Origin of the sequence: Rhabdothermincola sediminis (genome assembly GCF_014805525.1) — a bacterium.
GTDB classification, from domain to species: domain Bacteria; phylum Actinomycetota; class Acidimicrobiia; order Acidimicrobiales; family Acidimicrobilacustridaceae; genus Rhabdothermincola; species Rhabdothermincola sediminis.
On record NZ_JACFSZ010000002.1, the window covers coordinates 170,476 to 187,913 of the forward strand.

17 protein-coding genes are annotated in these 17,438 nt (G+C 70.9%); 6 read left to right on the plus strand and 11 right to left on the minus strand.

The window, feature by feature from the left end:
- Positions 1-34: 34 nt before the first annotated feature.
- The 5 genes from HZF19_RS02385 to HZF19_RS02405 all read right to left on the minus strand — a co-directional run bounded on the left by HZF19_RS02385 (position 35) and on the right by HZF19_RS02405 (position 7,005).
- Positions 35-892: a sulfite exporter TauE/SafE family protein gene (locus tag HZF19_RS02385; RefSeq protein ID WP_208027139.1), complete on the minus strand. Its 858-nt coding sequence runs from the start codon at positions 890-892 to the stop codon at positions 35-37.
- Between the two features lie 242 nt (positions 893-1,134).
- Complete coding sequence (locus tag HZF19_RS02390) at positions 1,135-3,324, minus strand: YceI family protein (protein WP_208027140.1); 2,190 nt, start codon at positions 3,322-3,324, stop codon at positions 1,135-1,137.
- A 67-nt stretch (positions 3,325-3,391) separates the two neighbouring features.
- Positions 3,392-4,876 (minus strand): alkaline phosphatase D family protein, encoded by a 1,485-nt coding sequence (locus HZF19_RS02395; protein WP_208027141.1) that lies wholly within the window; start codon positions 4,874-4,876, stop codon positions 3,392-3,394.
- 177 nt (positions 4,877-5,053) lie between these two features.
- Complete coding sequence (locus HZF19_RS02400; RefSeq protein WP_208027142.1) at positions 5,054-6,553, minus strand: LCP family protein; 1,500 nt, start codon at positions 6,551-6,553, stop codon at positions 5,054-5,056.
- 71 nt (positions 6,554-6,624) lie between these two features.
- The gene (locus HZF19_RS02405) at positions 6,625-7,005 is read right to left on the minus strand and encodes a MarR family winged helix-turn-helix transcriptional regulator (protein ID WP_208027143.1); all 381 of its coding nucleotides are present in this window, start codon (positions 7,003-7,005) and stop codon (positions 6,625-6,627) included.
- A gap of 210 nt (positions 7,006-7,215) precedes the next feature.
- Here HZF19_RS02405 and HZF19_RS02410 point away from each other — a divergent pair, with 210 nt between their 5' ends.
- Entirely contained in the window at positions 7,216-8,895 is a 1,680-nt protein-coding gene (locus tag HZF19_RS02410) for an MDR family MFS transporter (protein WP_208027144.1), read from the plus strand.
- A 29-nt stretch (positions 8,896-8,924) separates the two neighbouring features.
- On the opposite strand, the gene HZF19_RS02415 is transcribed toward HZF19_RS02410, so the two are convergent.
- Genes HZF19_RS02415 through HZF19_RS02425 form a run of 3 tightly spaced genes read right to left on the minus strand, consistent with a single transcriptional unit; the run spans position 8,925 to position 11,586 of the window.
- On the minus strand, positions 8,925-9,347 hold the full coding sequence (locus HZF19_RS02415; RefSeq protein WP_208027145.1) for a TIGR03668 family PPOX class F420-dependent oxidoreductase: 423 nt from the start codon (positions 9,345-9,347) through the stop codon (positions 8,925-8,927).
- A gap of 8 nt (positions 9,348-9,355) precedes the next feature.
- Complete coding sequence (locus tag HZF19_RS02420; protein ID WP_208027146.1) at positions 9,356-10,600, minus strand: acyl-CoA dehydrogenase family protein; 1,245 nt, start codon at positions 10,598-10,600, stop codon at positions 9,356-9,358.
- 26 nt (positions 10,601-10,626) lie between these two features.
- A complete protein-coding gene (locus HZF19_RS02425) occupies positions 10,627-11,586 on the minus strand; it encodes a cation diffusion facilitator family transporter (protein WP_208027147.1) in 960 nt (319 codons plus the stop codon).
- Positions 11,587-11,655: 69 nt separating this feature from the next.
- On the opposite strand from HZF19_RS02425, the gene HZF19_RS02430 reads away from it, so the two are divergent.
- A complete protein-coding gene (locus HZF19_RS02430) occupies positions 11,656-12,840 on the plus strand; it encodes a Coenzyme F420 hydrogenase/dehydrogenase, beta subunit C-terminal domain (RefSeq protein ID WP_208027148.1) in 1,185 nt (394 codons plus the stop codon).
- A 43-nt stretch (positions 12,841-12,883) separates the two neighbouring features.
- Here the strand turns inward: HZF19_RS02430 and HZF19_RS02435 are convergent, their stop codons facing one another.
- From HZF19_RS02435 to HZF19_RS02445, 3 genes are all read right to left on the minus strand, one after another.
- Positions 12,884-13,294, minus strand: coding sequence for a hypothetical protein (locus HZF19_RS02435; protein WP_208027149.1), 411 nt, complete (start codon positions 13,292-13,294; stop codon positions 12,884-12,886).
- Between the two features lie 85 nt (positions 13,295-13,379).
- Positions 13,380-13,601, minus strand: coding sequence for a hypothetical protein (locus HZF19_RS02440; RefSeq protein ID WP_208027150.1), 222 nt, complete (start codon positions 13,599-13,601; stop codon positions 13,380-13,382).
- Between the two features lie 100 nt (positions 13,602-13,701).
- Positions 13,702-14,409, minus strand: a complete 708-nt coding sequence (locus HZF19_RS02445; protein WP_208027151.1) for a uracil-DNA glycosylase — start codon at positions 14,407-14,409, stop codon at positions 13,702-13,704.
- A 74-nt stretch (positions 14,410-14,483) separates the two neighbouring features.
- Here HZF19_RS02445 and HZF19_RS02450 point away from each other — a divergent pair, with 74 nt between their 5' ends.
- From HZF19_RS02450 to HZF19_RS02465, 4 genes are read left to right on the plus strand one after another with little or no spacing between them, the layout of a single operon-like run.
- Positions 14,484-15,131: an MSMEG_4193 family putative phosphomutase gene (locus HZF19_RS02450; protein ID WP_208027152.1), complete on the plus strand. Its 648-nt coding sequence runs from the start codon at positions 14,484-14,486 to the stop codon at positions 15,129-15,131.
- Positions 15,128-15,640 carry a DUF3090 domain-containing protein gene (locus HZF19_RS02455; RefSeq protein ID WP_208027153.1) on the plus strand — a complete coding sequence of 171 codons (513 nt, stop codon included), beginning with the start codon at positions 15,128-15,130 and terminating at the stop codon, positions 15,638-15,640. The genes HZF19_RS02450 and HZF19_RS02455 overlap by 4 nt, the downstream gene beginning before the upstream one ends.
- A gap of 10 nt (positions 15,641-15,650) precedes the next feature.
- On the plus strand, positions 15,651-16,352 hold the full coding sequence (locus HZF19_RS02460; RefSeq protein WP_208027154.1) for an SCO1664 family protein: 702 nt from the start codon (positions 15,651-15,653) through the stop codon (positions 16,350-16,352).
- A 14-nt stretch (positions 16,353-16,366) separates the two neighbouring features.
- Entirely contained in the window at positions 16,367-17,365 is a 999-nt protein-coding gene (locus HZF19_RS02465; RefSeq protein WP_208027155.1) for a DUF6183 family protein, read from the plus strand.
- The last annotated feature ends 73 nt before the right edge of the window (positions 17,366-17,438 follow it).

Genomic DNA, 17,438 nt, shown 5'->3' on the forward strand with positions numbered 1-17,438 from the left:
GTCGATCGGTTCGCTGCGACCCCACCGGCACCCGCTAGCCAGACAGGACCGCCACACCGGCGGTGAGGATGACGTAGGCGGCGAGCGCGACCAGCACCCCCACGAACCAGCGCACGAGGGTGACGGTCGGCAGGCGGTCAGCGACGGACTTGCCGACCGATGCACCGACGAGCGCGGCGACGGTGAAGGGCACAGCGGCCGCCCAGTCGATCGAGGTGGCGCCCAGCCGCCCGGCGAGCGCCACCGCGGCGTTGATGAAGATCACCAGCAACGAGGTGCCGACCGCATCGGGCATGTCGAAGCCGAGAGCCAGCACCAGAGCGGGCACGACCACGAAGCCCCCACCGACCCCGAAGAAGCCGGTGACGAACCCGACGATCGTCCCCGCGAGGAGGACCTTGGCCGCGGTGACGAGCACCTGGCCCGGCTCCACCCGGGCACCGACGAGCACCCCGCCGGCGCTGGAGGTGCCGCGTCGGGGGACCGCGGGTGGGTCAGGATCCCGATCGACACGGCGGCCCGGGGAGCCCGCGGTACTCGACCACATGCGCCAGGCCACCACGAGCATCAGGCCGGCGAACGCCAGCAGCAGGACGTCAGCGTCCGCGGCCCGGTTCAGGGCGGTCCCGAGCATCGATCCGCCGATCCCGGCGAGACCGAACACCACCCCGGGCACGATCCGCACCCGTCCCGCTCGATGGTGGGCGAGCATGCCCAGTAGGGCGGCCGACCCGACGACGATCAACGAGGTGGTGGTCGCCACCTGGGGGCTCTCCCCCGCCGCGTACACCAGCATCGGTACCGCCAGGATGGAACCCCCACCGCCCAGGGCGCCGAGCGAGATCCCGATGAGGAACCCGAGCGGCGAGACGAGCAGGGGTCGCAGGTTCATCGCCGCCACCTCGACCCTGCGGCCGCGAGCCGCGGTCGGTGGATACCGGCGCCCGAACACCCCACCCGAGCACATCGTCCGGCCAGCGTGGCGGTCCAGGTGACGTGGGCGTGCATGCTCGGTCCTCCCGGGGCACAGCCGATCTAGCTACCCCGGGGGGTATCATAGCACATTGTTCGCCATACCCCATTGGGTATGTGGCCCGCTTCCGGCAGCGGTGATCCCGGGTCCTGGATCGGTCGCTACCCGCCGCGGCGGACCCGGACCGAGATGGTCGAGTAGCACATCTCGTCCTCGGTACCCTCGGCCCAGGTCACGTACCGGGGAACCGGTGAGGTGATGAGGTCTCGGTCCCAGGAGCACTCGACCCGCACCACGTCGGTGGGTTTCAGATCGATCCGGTCCCGGGGTCGGTAGACCAGCTGCCAGTTGAAATCCCAGCTCGGGATGTCGAGCAGGACCTTCTCGTCCGGCGTGCCCGGGTTGAGGGTCATCCGGAAGGTGCGCCCGATCTGGTGCTCGTGCCCGAGGACCCCGACGATCTCCCCCGGCGTGACCACCCGGTGGTCACAGCCCGAGCGGGCGACCCCGTCCGCGTCGAGGACCGCGAGCTCCGCCAGGCTCCGCCGGCACAGCATGATCAACCCGTCGGGGATGGCACTCGCGGCCGGCCCGAACTGCCGGGTCAGCTCGTCGATGGCCGCGTTGCGATCGCACAGCGGCGCCTTCTCCCCGGACCGACACGGGATCTCGGCAGGAGCCAGGTAGGTGTTGGTCACGATCTCATCCAGCACACCGCCGGCCTGCATCTCGAGCGCCAGCTGGGAGCGGTCCGGCGGCGCCTCGTGGGCGAAGTGGTAGTGCACCTGGACCACGAAGAAGTCGCCCGGCGCCAGCTTGATGCCCGATCCCTCCGGCAACCTGTTCGGGCGTTGCCCCGGCACCCACCCGGCGATCAGCTCCGAGCCTCTCGTCCGGCCCGTGGGGCTCTGCTCCCCACCCGGACCGGCGGTCCCGAAGAAGCAGTGCCAGCCCGCACCGGCGTCCGCGGTGTCGAGCGCCTCGACCTGCGACCGCAGCGATGCCGACACCTTGAACACGAGGGCGTGGTGGACCACCGGGAGTTGGTCGGGGAGGAACTCGAAGCCGGTCACCCAGGTCCGCTCCTGCACCTGCGGGTCGTAGGCGAAGCACCGGTAGTCGTTGGTCAGACCGGTCGAGCCCTGATACGGCTCCGGCGGTGCCAGGACCCGATCGTGGCGGATGCTGAAGGTCTGCTCCAGATCGTCCGCCGGCGGCCGGATCGGGGTCGAGGGGTCGACGTCGAGAGGACCACCTGCTCGCGCCCATCGGGCGATCACTCCGATCTCGGCGTCGCTGAGCCGCCGCTCATGCATGAGCGGCACCCCGACCGGAGACGCCGGCCAGGGTGGCATGTACCGGGACTCCACGACCTTGTCGATGCTGTCCGCGTGCTTGGCGACGTCCGCTGCCGTGTCGAGCCGCCAGGCGGACTCCCCGGCCTGACCGGGGTTGTGGCAGGTCGCGCAATTGCGCTCGAGGATCGGTTGCACCGTCGCGGCGAACGACGGGTCCGAGCCCATCACCAACTCCGCGAACCGCCCGTTCGCGCCTGAGCCCGGCTGGTACGGCAGGCCCTTCGCTTCGTCGATCGCCCGCACGTCGATGATCAGGGTGGCGTCCCGGCCGGTCCGCGCCAGCGGACCGAGGCTGATCGGCCCGATCCCCCAGTCCGCCAGCTGCACGGTGGTGCGGGCGTTGACCACCACGTCGTCACCTTCGATGCCGGCCTCGGCGTCGAGCACGATCGGCTTGCTCACCCCCTTGACCTCGAGGTCGGCCTCGATCCGCAGGGGATACCTCGCCCCTTCGCTGATCCGGGCGGGCAGCCCGTCGATCCGTGACGCTCGCAGGTGGGCGAGCGGGTACTCGCTCGATTCCAGGAAGTCGTGCCGGATCCGGTCGTCGCGCAGGGACTGGTCGCTCGTGAGCTGCTCGACGTTGATGACCACCTCGCCGAGCTGCGAGGCCGAGGGATCTGCCCGGTCGACCAAGATGTCGCCCGCCACGCCGCTGGTCGAGCCTCTCGCCGTGTTGCTCTTCCCGGCGAGGATCTCCTCGACCTCGTAGGTGACCGAGGAACGGGTGGCGTCGATCCGGTAGACCGTCTGGCCCGGCCGGGTGGCGATCAGCCTCGGCGCGTCGGGCACCGCCATCGAGACCTCGACCGAAGGGGTGCTGGCCCGCAACCACCACCAGGTGCCGACAACGGCGATCGCCGCCACGCCGGCCAGCACGACGACGAAGCTGAACAGCCGTCGAGCAGCGGAACGACCTCCCGCTCGGCCGATCGGCTCACCCTCCACGTGGCCGGGCGAACGCTCCGGCATCCCTTCCCCCCCGACGAGCACGAGCCCAGTATGGCAGCGGGGATCCGGTGGCTCGCGAGCGCGGCCGGGCGTGGGCCGGCGCGCCCGCTCAGACCCGCTCGACCCGTGGGGGCTTGCCGGGGGTGACCTCGAAGGTCGCCACCGTGGACACCGGCGAGCTCGGGTCCTTGACGTCGGCGATGCCACGGAAGCGGGCCACGATCCGGTCGCGCCCGATCTCCGTATCGAGATAGCCATGGTGGCTGCCGTCGAACCACTGCACCTGAGGGTTCTTCGCCCGGTAGTCGTGGACGTCGAGCCCCGAGCTGACCGACGTGGCGAGCAGTTCGGGGGCTGCCACGGGCGAGGCGGGGTCCCACGGATCGGGCTTGACCACGTTGACGAAGGCCGCGTGGTAATCGCCGGTGAGCACCACCGGGCTCGGCACCCGCGGATCAGCCAGGCGCTCCACGAGGGCCCGGCGCTCGGCTGGGTAGCCGTCCCAGACCTCGAGGAAGTACTCAGGCTGCTCCCCGGGGTCGGAGACGTCGAGACCGGCCAACAGGACCGGGTTGCCGAGCACCGTCCAGATCGCCTCGCTCCGCACCAACCCGTCGAACAGCCACTCCCGCTGCTCGGCACCCAGGGCGCTTCGCCCGGGCTCCAGGCGCTCCGGGCAGCCCGGCCCCTGGTCGAAGGTCGAGGTGGCCCGGCAGGGCGGCACGTCGGCCTCCTGGCGGGTCTCGATCACGAAGAGGTGCGCGAGGTCTCCCCACCGAACATCCCGGTGGACGCGCACCGTGTCACCCTCGGGCGGCGGGGTGCGGACGGGCATGTGCTCCCACCACGCCCGGTAGGCCGCGGCCCGGCGGGCGGCGAAGGTCGGACCGGTGCCGCCGAGGGCGCCGTCGCCACCCGCATAGTTGTTGATGACCTCGTGATCGTCGAAGGTCACGATCCACGGGCACGACGCGTGCGCAGCCTGCAGGTCGGGGTCCAACCGCGCCCGGGCGTACCGGGCCCGGTACTCCTCCAGCGACTCCGGGAAGCGGGCCCCGAGGTACTTGCGCTCCGCGAGGGCCTGGTCGGGATCGTCGACACCCGGCACCTCGTAGATGTAGTCACCGAGGAAGAGCACCGCGTCGAAGCCCTGCACGGCGATGTCGCGGTGGGCGATGTAGTAGCCCCCCTGGAGGTCCTGGCAGTTGGTGACCGCCAGCCGAAGGCGATCCGGCGAGTCCTCGGCCGCGGGAGCGGTGCGGGTCCGGCCGGCGGGGCTGGTGTGCTCGCCCACCCGGAAGCGGTAGGCGTACCACCGGTCGGGCTCCAGCCCCGAGACCTCCACGTGCAGGGCATGGCCGTCGTGGGGCGTTGCCGTCGCCACCCCGCGGGCGATCACCTCGTCGAACGTCTCGTCGGTGCCCACCTCCCATTCGACGTCCACGTCCAGCGACGGCATGCCCCCGCCCCGCAGCGGATCCGGCGCGAGGCGGGTCCACAGGACCACCCCGTCAGGCGTGGGATCACCGGAGGCCACCCCCAAGCTGAACGGGGAGCGCGGCAGCGGCGGTGGCGGCGCAGCCGCCCTGCCCACGGTCGTCGTGGAACCCGCACCCCCCGCCGTCCCGGAAGACCCACCGGAACACGCCATGGAGCCTGCGGCCATCGCCCCCACCAGGAACGCCCGACGGCTGATCGGGTGTGCAACGCGATCGGCGATCGGTCCCTCCCCCTTCGTGCGGCTGCGAGCCGCCACGATGGTACGACCAGATCAGCTGCAGCTCACGCCATCCGGTGGCTCACCCGGGACCACCCCGACGGGCTCCGGCTCGGGCGGGACGGCGGTCGCGGTCGCGGACCCCGCGAGCGAGGTGCCCGTCGAGCTCCCGGCGTTCGGGCCTCCGGATCCAGCGGCGGTGGATCCCGCGGCGGTGGCCGTCGTCGTGCCGGACACCTTGAAGTCGCTGCCGGTGATCACGACGACCTCTCCCGGATCCAGCCCGGCGTCCTCCTGCAGAGCGGCTCCGTTGGCGAGCACCCGGGCGATCTCGGTGGCGGGGACCTCGGATCCCGGCGCGTAGCGGACGGTGGTGTGCCGTACCCGGGACGGCGCGTCCCCCGTGGACACCACACTGAAACCGAGCGCCTCGAGCGCCCTGCTCGCCTGGCCGGCCTGGCCGGACACCCCGCTGCCGTTCTGCACCACCAACGACACCCGCTCCGATGACCGGCCGCTACCACCCCGGAAGATGTCGAGGATAGGCTCGGCGGCCACCTCGTCGAGACGCACCACCGCCGCACCGCCAGCAGTGGTGAACTGCTCGACGGGCAGGGTGTGGGTGCGGAGCTGGTCGCCGCCGAACTCCTTGAACTGCTTGGACAGGTTGAGCAGCTTGCCCGTCTCCAGGCCCTTGTCGACTTTGAGGTTCGGCGCGATCGACGACAGGAGCTGGTTCATCGTCTTGAGGTCGTAGCCGTTCGTGGCTGACGCGGCCCGGTCCACGAGGCGCCGCATGAAGACCTGCTGGCGGCTGATGCGGCCGAGGTCTCCGGTCGGATCGTCGAGCCATCGCCCGCGGGCATCCTGGTACTCCAGGTGCCGCGCACGCGAGAACGCGAGTGCCTGCTCGCCGTCGAGCTTCACGCACCCGGGCTCGTCGACGTACAGACCGGAGTTCCGGTCACGCATCGGCCGGTCGAAGTACATCGGCACCCCGCCGACCGCTTCCACCACCCCTTTGAAGCTGCGGAAGTCGACCTCGATGTAGTGGTTGATCTCGATCCCGAAGTTCTGGTGGATGGTGTCGATCAGCCGCTGCGGGCCGTCGTCGTAGCCGTAGGCGGTGTTGATGCGCTCCCGCCCGTCGGTGCGGGCGATCGGCAGCCACAGATCCCTGGGGAACGACACCATGTCGATGGTGCCGGCCGTGGGATCGACCCGCACGATCATGATGGTGTCGCTGCGCCGGCCGCTGCTCTCGCTGCCGTCGCCGATGAACGCGCTGGCATCGGGGGCGTTCTGGTCGACGACCTCGCGGGAGTCGGAACCCACCACCAGGTAGTTCTTGGGCTCCCGGTCCCCCGCATCGGCCACCGCCAGGTCCTCCCGCTGGATCTGGCTGAAGCGCCACCAGACGTAGCCGACCACGACGACGCCAGCGAGGAGGGCGACGACGACCGCGACGCCCGAGCCGAGCAGGAGATGCTGCCGCCAGCTCCGGCGGGGCTGCGCGCGTTCGCCGTCCCCGGCGGGGATGGGAGGACCGGACATGACCGGACGAGGCTAACCGGAGCCCGGCGAGCGGCGATGGCGACCCGCCAGCTCAGAATCCGTGACCTCAGTCACAACTGGGAGACGTAGCGGTCGACGCCCCGCACCAGCCGCTCCAGTAGGTCGGCCAGCTGGGCGCGCTCGGCCGGCTCGAAGCCCTCCAGGACCGTCAGCAACATGGCCCGGCGCCGCTTCGAGAGCCGCTCGTGGAGCCGGCGGCCCGCGGCGGTCAGCTCCACCACGACCACCCGGCCGTCGTCGGGTGCCGACCTGCGGCGGAGCAGCCCGGCCTCCACCAGCCGATCGACCGTGCGGGTGGCGGTGGAGGCATCGACCCGCAGGGCTTCGGCCAGCTCGCTCATCCGCCTGGCGCCGGCCTGTACCACGTCGAGGGCGTCGACCTGGGCGGGCTCGAGCAGGTCACCGTAGAGACGGTCCCTCATGGACTGCATCGACGCACCCCGCCGCAACTCGCGCCAGGAGACCCCGATGCGCGCTTCGGGGCTCTCGGGACCGAGCGGCGGCACGGCACGCCGCTGCCGCCCGGGAGCGCGACGGGCACGGGCCGCGGGGGAGGAAGTTGCGCTGGGCGGAAGCATCACTTGTAGACTACAAGAACTTTTCTTGCAGTCTACAAATAACCTTCGCCGGGAGCACACGTCTTGGCCGCCGACGCACCTGCCACGAACGACAACCGTCTCAGCCATCGCCAGATCCTCCTCGTCTTCCTCGGTCTGGGCACCGGCATGCTCCTCGCCGCGCTCGACGGGACCATCGTCGCCACCGCGCTGCCCACCATCGTCGGTGAGCTCGGCGGGCTCGATCACCTCTCCTGGGTGGTCACCGCCTACCTGCTCACCTCCACCACCAGCACCCTCCTGTACGGCAAGATCAGCGACCTCTACGGGCGCCGGATCGTGTTCCAGGCAGCCATCGTGATATTCCTCGCCGGCTCCGTGCTGGCGGGCCTCTCCCAGAACATGACCCAGCTCATCGTGTTCCGCGGCGTGCAGGGCATCGGCGGCGGGGGCCTGATGGCCATGGCCTTCGCCATCGTCGGCGACATCCTCTCGCCGCGCGAACGAGGCCGTTACACGGGTTACCTGGGCTCGGTGTTCGCCCTGGCGAGCGTGATCGGGCCGCTCATCGGCGGGTTCTTCGTCGACCACCTCACCTGGCGGTGGATCTTCTACATCAACCTGCCCCTCGGGCTCGTCGCCCTGGTGGTCACCTCCGCCGTGCTGCGCCTGCCGTTCCCCCGCCGCGAGCACCGCATCGACCTCCTCGGCGCGCTGTTGGTCGTGGCCGGCGTGACCTGCCTGCTGCTCGTGGCGGTGTGGGGTGGCAAGGAGCACCCGTGGGGGTCGGCGACCATCGTGGGGCTCGCCGCAGCGGGGGTGATCCTGCTCACGCTGTTCGTGCTCTGGGAGCTGCGGGCCAGCGAACCCATCCTGCCGATGCGCCTGTTCCGCAGCGACGTCTTCCGGGTCACGACCCTGCTGGCGCTGCTGATCGGCGCAGCCATGTACGGCGGCATCGCGTACCTGCCGCTGTTCCTGCAGGCGGTCACCGGCGCCTCGGCGACCATGTCCGGGTTGCTGTTGCTGCCGCTGATGGCCGGCATCATGGCCACCTCGATCGCGTCCGGGCGGGTGATCGCCCGCACCGGTCGCTACCGCGCCTGGCCCATCACCGGCATGGCAGTCAGCGCGATCGGCATGGTCCTGCTCAGCCTGATGGACGTCGGCACCCCACGATGGCAGTCCTCGCTGTCGATGCTGGTGCTCGGCGTCGGCATCGGCATGGTGATGCAGGTGCTGATCCTGGCGGTGCAGAACGATGTGGAGTTCCGCGACCTGGGCGTGGCCACCTCTGCTTCGACGTTCTTCCGCCAGATGGGCGGCTCGTTCGGGGTGGCCATCTTCGGCGCCATCCTCAGCACCACCGTCTCCCGAGAGCTGCCCGCGCTGCTCCCCCCGGACCTCCCCACCGGCGACCCGGGAGCGATGGCCGGGTTGCTCAACAGCCCCGAGCGCATCCACACCCTGCCCGCACCGATCGCTGAGGCGGTGGTAGAGGCGCTGTCTCGAGGGATCCACGCCGTGTTCGTCTGGGCGATCCCGGTCCTGGTGGTCGGGTTCGTGGTGGCCTGGTTCCTGCGGGAGGTGCCGCTGCGCGACACCGTCCACGTCGGCAAGCTGGCCGAGGAAAGCGAGTCGACCCTCGAGCGGGCCGAGCACGAGCTGGCCCAGGGAGTCGCCGAGGTCGGCGACAGCATCGCGCTCGGCCTCGACCCCGACCTCGACCCCGAGGAGCTGCCCGCTCCCCTACACCCCCGCTGAGCGCGGCCCGGCCCGCGGAGGACCAACCCTCAACGGGCCGACCACCACTGCCAGCGCACCGGCTCGATCACGATGGCCGGGCCCTCCGGGCGCTGCTCCCGGTACTGCGGGTACTTCGCCACCAGCGCGTCGACCGCCCGGCCGTGCGCGCCGGCGTCCTGACGGCGGTCGATCACCTGAGCGAGCCCTCGGATCCGCACCCACCACAGCGACGACCAGTCCCCGTCGTCGTAGTGGTCGAACAGCAGACCGACCTCGGGGTTGGCCCGGACGTTCGCCAGCCGCTTGAGGTTCGTCGTGGTCTTCGGCTTGTGGTCGACGGCAGTCACCACACGACCCCGCTCGAAGGCGAAGGTGATGGGCACCACCTCCACCCGTCCCGTGGCGGTGAGCGTCGCCAGGCGGGCCACCCGGGCCCGCTCCGCCAGGGCACGGGCCGCCGCCTCGTCCACGGGAGCGCTCAGGCCGAGACCGCTTTGGGCTCCTTGGGAAGCCCGAGCACCCGCTCGCCGACGATGTTGCGCTGGATCTGGCTCGTGCCACCCCAGATCGTCTCCGACCGGCTGAAGAAGAAGGACGACTGCAACACCGATGCCGGATAGCGGGCGCTGGTGCGCCGAGCCCCGTAGCCGGGGACCGCCTCCTCCCTCGAGGGATCACCGGTGAGGATCTGGCCCTCAGGACCGAGGATGTCGATGGCGAGGTTCATCACCTCTTGGTGGTACTCGCTCCAGAACATCTTGTTCGTGGCGCCGAGCGCGGCGACCCCGAAGTCCTTGCGGTCCTGCACGACCGCGGTCAGGGTGCGCAGGCCGTTGATGCGCATGATCTGCACCTTCGACCACGCCTTGGCCAGTGCCTGGCGCACCAGCGGATCACGGTTCCGGCCGTTCTCGCGAGCCTTGTCGATGATGGCCTCGAGCTCCTTCTCGAAACGGCGATAGCCGGTCGTGGCGGAGGTGCCACGCTCGAAGCCCAACGTGGTCATGGCCACGTTCCACCCGTTGTTCACGCCCCCGACCACGTTCTCCTTCGGGCAGCGGGCGTTGGTGAAGAACACCTCGCAGAACTCCGCCGACCCGTCGATCTGCTCGATCGGGCGGACCTCGATGCCCTCCTGGCGCATGGGGCACAGCAGGTAGGAGATGCCCTTGTGCTTGGGAGCCTCCCGGTCGGTGCGGCAGAGCACGAAGATGTAGTCGGCGATGAAGCCCTGCGTCGTCCAGATCTTCTGGCCGTTGATCACCCACTCGTCGCCGTCGAGCTCGGCGGTGGTCTTGAGCGACGCCAGGTCCGAGCCGGCGTCGGGCTCGCTGAACCCCTGGCACCAGGCGATCTCGCCCTTGAGGATCTTGGGCAGGAACTCCTTCTTCTGTTCCTCCGTACCCCACTGCAGGATCGTGGGCCCCACGAGGGTGTCGCCGAAGAAGTCGGCGCGCATGGGGGCGTTCGCCTTGTGGAACTCCTCCGCCAGCACCACCGCTTCCATGGTGGACAGGCCCTTGCCCCCATACTCCTTGGGCCAGCTCGCGCAGATCCACCCGCCCTCGTACAGCTTGGCGGTCCATTCCTTCTGGAACTGCACCTTCTCCTCCGGTGAGAGCTCGAAGCCCGGCTCGAACCAGCCGTCAGGCAGGTTGTCCTCCAGCCACGCTCGGATCTCCTTGCGGAAGTCTTCGGCTTCGGGCGGGTAGGTCAGGTCCATGCCCGTATCTTGACTTCCCGGTCAAGTCAGAGGCGAGTCGATGACGGGGCGTCAGATCCGGGCCGGGCCGACGGGGGGACGGCTACCCGGTCGAGATCCTCGTCGGCGAAGGAGCGGGGATCCTCGAGCGGTTCCACGTGCGCCTCGATCGTCAGCCCGGGGAGCACCCGGTGGAGGTCCGCCTCCACCCGCTCGGCGAGGTCGTGGGCCTGCTGCACCGACCAGGCTCCGGGTACCAGCAGGTGGAACGACAGGAACGAGCGCGGACCGGCCTGCCGGGTGCGCACCGCGTGGAACTGCACCGACGGGCCCGAGTACGACGCCAGCACGGCGTCGATCGCCGCCCGCTCCTCCGCCGGCACGGCGACGTCCATGAGCCCCAGCGCCGAGCGCCGCACGAGCGACCACCCGGCCACCATGACGTTGGCGGCCACGGCGATGGCGATGACGGGGTCGAGCCGCAGCCATCCGGTCAGCGCGACCGCCCCGACCGCCACGACCACCCCCGCCGAGGTCCACACGTCGGTCATCAGATGCTTGCCGTCGGCCTCGAGGGTGATCGAGCGGTGGCGGCGGCCCGCCCGCAGCAACACCATCGCCACCGCCAGGTTCACCAGTGCCGCCGCCACCGACACCGCGAGGCCGATCCCCACGCGCTCCAGCTCCACCGGACGCACCAGACGCTGAACCGCGGCGTACACGATCGTGCCCGCGGCCACCAGGATCATTCCCCCCTCGATCGCCGCCGAGAAGTACTCGGCCTTGGCATGGCCGTAGGCGTGGCGCTCGTCGGGCGGTCGGGCCGCGACCCGCAGGGCCACCAGCGCTACCAGCGCCGCCACAAGGTTGACCGTCGACTCCAGCGCATCCGACAGGAGACCCACCGAACCGGTGAGGGCGTAGGCCAGTGCCTTCATGCCCATGGTGATCAGCGCGGCGGCGACCGACAGCCACGCGTACCGCGTGAGCGACGGGCGACCGGCCATGCCGGACATCACAGCACACGCACCTGCGGATCGCGTGGGCGAACGACTCGTTCGCTAGCCTCCCGAACCATGACCACCACGGAGCCCGCGGCCGCCTCGGCGACGAAGCAGCGATGGTCGTTCCAATGGAAAGAGCTCTACGAGGAGGTCATCACCTCGGGCCTGTGCACCGGCTGCGCTGGTTGCGTGGTCTCCTGCCCCCACGACGTCATCGGATACGACCACGCCCAGGGCGGGTACCGGCCCTTCCACCTCGAGGACGAGCTGGGCCCGAGCGATTGCATCCACGGGCAGAAGGGCTGCACGACCTGCACCCGGGCCTGCCCCCGGTTCCGCGCCTGGGAACCGGAGGCGAACGAGCACCTCTTCGGCCACGATCGCGGCCCCGAGGAGGTGGCGGGCATCTACTCGGACATCCTCCTCACCCGCGCCACCGACGAGATGGTGCACCGCATGGGCCAGGACGGCGGGCTGGTCTCCGCCATCTTGATCTGGGCGATGGACGAGGGCTACATCGAGGGCGCGCTCACGTCGTTCCTCGACGGCGAGGCCGGCGACTGGAAGGCCATCCCCGGGGTGGCCACGAACCGGGACGAGGTGCTCGCTTCAGCCGGCAGCCGGTACACCTACTCGGCCAACACGCTCGCCATCGACCAGGCACTCGAGCGAGGACTGACCAAGCTGGCTCTGGTCGGCATGAGCTGCCAGTCGTCGGTCCCACCGGTGATGTGGCATCGCAAGGCCGGCAAGATCAGCAAGCCCATCGTGTTCAACATCGGGTTGCTGTGCTCCAAGACCTTCGACGACGCGATCTTCGAGGAGCTGTTCTGGGCCAAGTACGGGCTCGACAAGCGGGACATCGCGAAGATGAACATCAAGGGCGTGTTCCAGATCTGGATGCGCAACGGCGACTACCACGAGATCAACCTCAAGGAGTGCCACGCCTGGACCCGTGAAGGGTGCAACCACTGCCCCGACTTCGCGGCCGAGCACGCGGACATCTCCTGCGGTGGCATCGGCGAGCACAACGACTGGACACTCACCATCGTGCGCACCGAGCTGGGCCGGGAGATCATCACCCGGATGATCGCCGACGGCTCGATCGAGGCCCGCCCGGGCGACAGCGACCCCGGGGCCATCGCCCTGATGCGCAAGCTGGCGGTCAAGAGCCGCGAGCGTTGGCCCGCCTGGGCCGAGCCAGCGGTCCGGGTGGGGCTCCCGGAGCCGAAGAAGCCAGTCGCGACCAGCGGGTGAGCGGACACGCGGGCCGGGTGGGACCGGCCCCGCGTCCCGCGGGCTACTGCGGCACCGAGGTCGTGGGGCCCGACCCCGCGGTGGTCGGTGGGGTGGCCGCCGCTTCCCCCCAGCCGGGGCACGCCTGGCGGATGCCGTCCACCACCTCACGCGGAAGGACGTCCGCCGCGGCCGCGTCCTCACCCCCCTTGGTGTCGATCTCCTGGAACTGGTCGAACGGCACGTTCTCGGAGATCCACGTGTAGGCACACTCGCAGACCGGCCTGCTCGAGCCGCCAGCGATCGTGCTGGTGGTACCGCCCACCTCGTAGATCCCGGTGCAGCCCTCGATGAAGTTCTCCCGGGTCACGTCGTCGTAGGCGGTCGGTGTGTTGCTCGGGTGCGCGCACGCGGCGAGCGAGAAGGCCAGGGCCAAGGCGCCGAGGGCGCGCCAGCGCCGGTGAAGTCGGAACATCCGGTCGAGCGTCCTTTGGGTCGGGACAGGAACCGGCGGTCACGGTAGTCGCCTGGTCGGGCGATCCACCATCCCGCCCCGGCGCTCAGGCCGAGCGGCGCAGGTTGCGGTAGTCGTCGAGCGCGATGACCTCGGCTCCCCGCGACGCGGGCGAGAGCCCCGCCGGCGGTGACCCCTCGCCGAGCCGGGCGAGGTAGGCGAGATGGGCGGTCTCCCGCTCGCTGCGCTCCCCGAGGTCGGGGCCGGCCAGCGCCGCCGCGAGCGCCTGCCAGAGACCGCGTGGGCCTCTGAACACGGGGCCCGTCACCGGATCGCTCGTCACTCGCTGCACGACACAGACATCGCAGATCCCGCTCGTTCCGACCTGAGCCGTCCGGCTCATTCGGGCCCCAAATGATCCGCGCGTCTCACCCGCAATAGGTCGAACAACCTGCCCCGCCAGGGGACGCCGCGAGGGATGCGGCCCGGGCGAAGACCTCGTCGAGCATCGCCTCCGTGAGCCGCCCGGTGAAGGTGTTCTGCTGGCTGGGGTGGTACGAGCACAGGACCGTGCGACCGTCCGCGAGGGCGACCTCCCGCCCGTGGGCGAACGCCGGCCGGGGGCGCAGCGCGAGCTCCCGGCACAACGTCTGGTAGGCGAACTGCCCGAGAGCCACGAACACCCGGACGTGGCGGAGCAAGGACAACTCTCGCCGCAGGAACGGCGCGCAGCGGTCCCGCTCCTCGGGGGTGGGCTTGTTCCCGGGCGGGGCGCAGCGAACGGCCGCGGTCACGTACGCCCCTAGCAGACGCAGACCGTCGTCACGGCCGGCGCTCACCGGCTGGTTGGCGAGCCCGGCTCGGTACAGCGCCCGGTACAGCCAGTCCCCGCTGCGATCGCCGGTGAACATGCGGCCGGTGCGGTTGCCACCGTGGGCCGCTGGCGCCAGGCCGACCACCAGCACCCGCGCCCGGGGGTCGCCGAAACCGGGCACGGGGCGGGCCCAATAGTCCTGGTCGCGATACGCGGCGCGCTTGGTCGCGCCCACCTGCTCGCGGTAGGTGACCAGGCGGGGGCAGGCCCGGCAGCTCACCACCTCCGCTTCGAGGCGTTCGAGCGAGTCGCCGGTGCTCACGCACGGCAGACTACGGCGCGGCGCCGTGCGGGCCGTCGGTCGGCCGCCCCGCACGGGTAGGTTGTCCGGCACGCATGGCCAGAACGAGAACCGCTCCTGCCGCCACCCTGGTGCTGTTCGTGCGCCACGGGCTCACCCCCACCACCGGTGATGTCCTCCCCGGCCGAGCGAGAGGCCTGCGGCTCTCCGAGCAGGGCCGCGAGCAGGCCGAGCAGGTGGCCCGGCGCCTGGCCACGGTCCGCAAGGTCGCGGCGGTCTATGCGTCGCCGCTGGAGCGCACCCGTGAGACCGCCAAGCCGATCGCCCGGATGCTGGGGCTGCCGGTGCGCGTCGAGCGGGGCTTGCTCGAGTGCGACTTCGGAGCCTGGACCGGTCGCCAGCTCAAGGAACTGCGCCGGCTACCCGAGTGGCGGGTGGTGCAACGCCATCCGAGCGGCTTCCGGTTCCCCGGCGGGGAGTCGTTCCTCGAGATGCAGGCCCGCATGGTGGGCACGGTCCAGCGCCTCGTAGCGGCTCACCCCGGCGAGGCGATCGTGGCGGTCTCCCACGCTGACCCGATCAAGGCTGCGGTGGCCCACGCCGTGGGCTCCCACCTGGACCTGTTCCAGCGCGTCGTCATCTCACCCTGCTCGGTCACCGCCGTCTGGTACGGCAGCGGTGGGCCGACGGTGCTGACCACCAACTCGACCGGCGACGACCTCGGCCAGCTGGCACGCTCATGAACGCTTCGTACGACCTGCATCCCGATCGCTTCGCCACCGGCGCGATCGGTGAGCCCGGCCAACGCGTGTTCTTCCTCCAGGCGGTCGAGGACGACGAGGTGGTGACCCTCCGAGTGGAGAAGCAGCAGGTGGCCGCGCTGGCGGAGTACCTGGCGGGCATCCTCGCGGATCTCCCCCCGACCGATCCCGTGTCCCCCACCGAGGCCGACCTGGTCGAGCCTCTCACCCCGGCATGGACGGTGGGGGCGCTGGCGGTGGCCTACGACGAGAGCTCGGACCGGGTGCTCATCGTGGCCGAGGAGCTCGTGGCCCTCGACGAAGACACCGGCGAGCCCGAGGGGGAGCCGGCGAGCGCCCGGTTCCACGTCACCCGCGCCCAGGTCAACGGCTTCATCCGTCGAGCGGTCGAGGTCGTTCGGGCCGGCCGGCCACGATGCGTCATCTGCGGCCGGCCGATGGACCCAAGTGGGCACGTATGCCCCCGCAGCAATGGGCACTCGAGCCGGTAGAACGCAAGACATGCTCCCCGAGCGGCACGAGATCCTGCGACGGGGCACGATCGAGGTGCGCGGCCGCCTGCCCTGGAGCAGCAACGCCACGTTCCTGGCCCGAGTGTGCCTGGAGGGTGCCGGGTGCGACGCGGTGTACAAGCCGCTGCGTGGCGAGCGCCCGCTGTGGGACTTCCCGCGGAAGCTCTACCGCAGGGAGGTCGCGGCCTACGAGCTGTCCGAGGCGCTCAGCTGGGGCATCGTTCCCTTCACGGTCGAGGTCGAGGACGCGCCGCTAGGTGAGGGGTCGCTGCAGGAGTTCATCGACGCGGAGCTCGAGCAGCACTACTTCACCCTCTACGACGATCGGGCGCTGCACGACCAGCTCCGCACCATCTGCGCGTTCGACGTGATCGCCAACAACACCGACCGCAAGAGCGGGCACTGCCTACTCGACCGGAACGGCAAGGTCTGGGCCATCGACAACGGGCTGTCGTTCCACCGGGAGTTCAAGCTGCGCACGGTGATCTGGGAGTTCGCCGGCGAGCCGCTGCCCGCCTCGGTCGTCGACAGCCTGGCAACGCTGGTCGACCACGGGCTGCCCGCCAGCCTCGATCGGCTGCTCGACCTCCACGAGCGCGAGGCGGTGGTCGCCCGCGCCCGCGCTCTGCTCGACGCCGGGACGTTCCCGACCGACCCCACGGGTCGCCGCTACCCCTGGCCGCTGGTTTGAAACTCGATAGCGGCATGGGCACCGGGCGGTCGGTCAACGAGGAGCTGGTCGAGCTGGGCGACCTCGACGAGCTGGTGCGCCACATCGACCGCTTGTGCTGGGCGGCCGACTGGGACGGGGTGCTCGACGTGCGGGACCGCTGCCGAGCGGCGCTCGAGCGGGGCAAGCAGTTGTGGCCCGCGGCCTCACACGGCGAGTACCGGCTGGCATTGGAAGCACCGGGCCCGATCGCCGCCCGGGTGGTGGTGCCGGGCGCCGGCCACCTCTCGCTCGGCCCCCTGACCGAGGTGGCGGCATCGACCCACCGGTGGGCGGAGCTGGCCGACCACCTGCCCGATGGCCCGACCCGGGCGATGACCGCACACGAGCGGGTGGTCCGTGGCGAGGACCTCACCGGCGACGACCGCATCGACCGCCAGGTCATCGACCTCCCGCTCGCCCTGCAGCCGTGGGAGCCCAGCTACCCCGTGGCCGAATACCTCGCGCACGAGGCGCACTTCCCCCCACCGCCCCTGCCGGACCGTCATCCGGTCGTGCTGCCCGCGCCGAGCCTGGCGGTCGAGCGGGTCGAGGACCAGGAGACGATCCATGCCCTCGCCGAGCTCACCCGGGCATGGACCGCGGAGTCGAACGGGCGATCGGAGGTGGTCGCGGTGCGCGGTGACGCCCGCTGCGCCATCGCTGCGCTCGGGCCCCCGCGGGCCCGCCTGGCGGAGCTCAGCGGGGCGGAAGCCCTGGCGTGGATGGCCTGGGTCGCGGCCTCGGGCGGTGCACATGGGCGCCGGCGCGGCATGGCCCGTGGCCGCTTCGACGCCTGGTGGGCTCTGGCCTCGGTGGCCGGCCTGGTCGAGGACTGGCCGCTGCCACCCGACGAGCTGGGGGCCGCGGCCGCGGAGCTGCGCTGGTTCGTGTGGGATGCGTGGGAGCCCGACACCGGATGGCGGTTCCACCTGGCGGTCGAGGACCCCCTCGAGGGCCTGGCCTGGGCGGTGGCAGCGACCGACGCAGCCTGACCCCCGCCACCGCCCCCGCCCCCGCCCCCGAACTGTTCACCCACACGCGCCCGAAACCCGCGCATCGCTGAAC

Coding starts and splice junctions, on each gene's coding strand:
- HZF19_RS02430 (WP_208027148.1), top strand. CDS start 11,656: ATGACCACCACGGAGCCCGCGGCCGCCTCGGCGACGAAGCAGCGATGG.
- HZF19_RS02435 (WP_208027149.1), bottom strand. CDS start 13,294: ATGTTCCGACTTCACCGGCGCTGGCGCGCCCTCGGCGCCTTGGCCCTG.
- HZF19_RS02465 (WP_208027155.1), top strand. CDS start 16,367: ATGGGCACCGGGCGGTCGGTCAACGAGGAGCTGGTCGAGCTGGGCGAC.
- HZF19_RS02420 (WP_208027146.1), bottom strand. CDS start 10,600: ATGGACCTGACCTACCCGCCCGAAGCCGAAGACTTCCGCAAGGAGATC.
- HZF19_RS02460 (WP_208027154.1), top strand. CDS start 15,651: ATGCTCCCCGAGCGGCACGAGATCCTGCGACGGGGCACGATCGAGGTG.
- HZF19_RS02425 (WP_208027147.1), bottom strand. CDS start 11,586: ATGGCCGGTCGCCCGTCGCTCACGCGGTACGCGTGGCTGTCGGTCGCC.
- HZF19_RS02400 (WP_208027142.1), bottom strand. CDS start 6,553: ATGTCCGGTCCTCCCATCCCCGCCGGGGACGGCGAACGCGCGCAGCCC.
- HZF19_RS02405 (WP_208027143.1), bottom strand. CDS start 7,005: ATGCAGTCCATGAGGGACCGTCTCTACGGTGACCTGCTCGAGCCCGCC.
- HZF19_RS02385 (WP_208027139.1), bottom strand. CDS start 892: ATGAACCTGCGACCCCTGCTCGTCTCGCCGCTCGGGTTCCTCATCGGG.
- HZF19_RS02450 (WP_208027152.1), top strand. CDS start 14,484: ATGGCCAGAACGAGAACCGCTCCTGCCGCCACCCTGGTGCTGTTCGTG.
- HZF19_RS02455 (WP_208027153.1), top strand. CDS start 15,128: ATGAACGCTTCGTACGACCTGCATCCCGATCGCTTCGCCACCGGCGCG.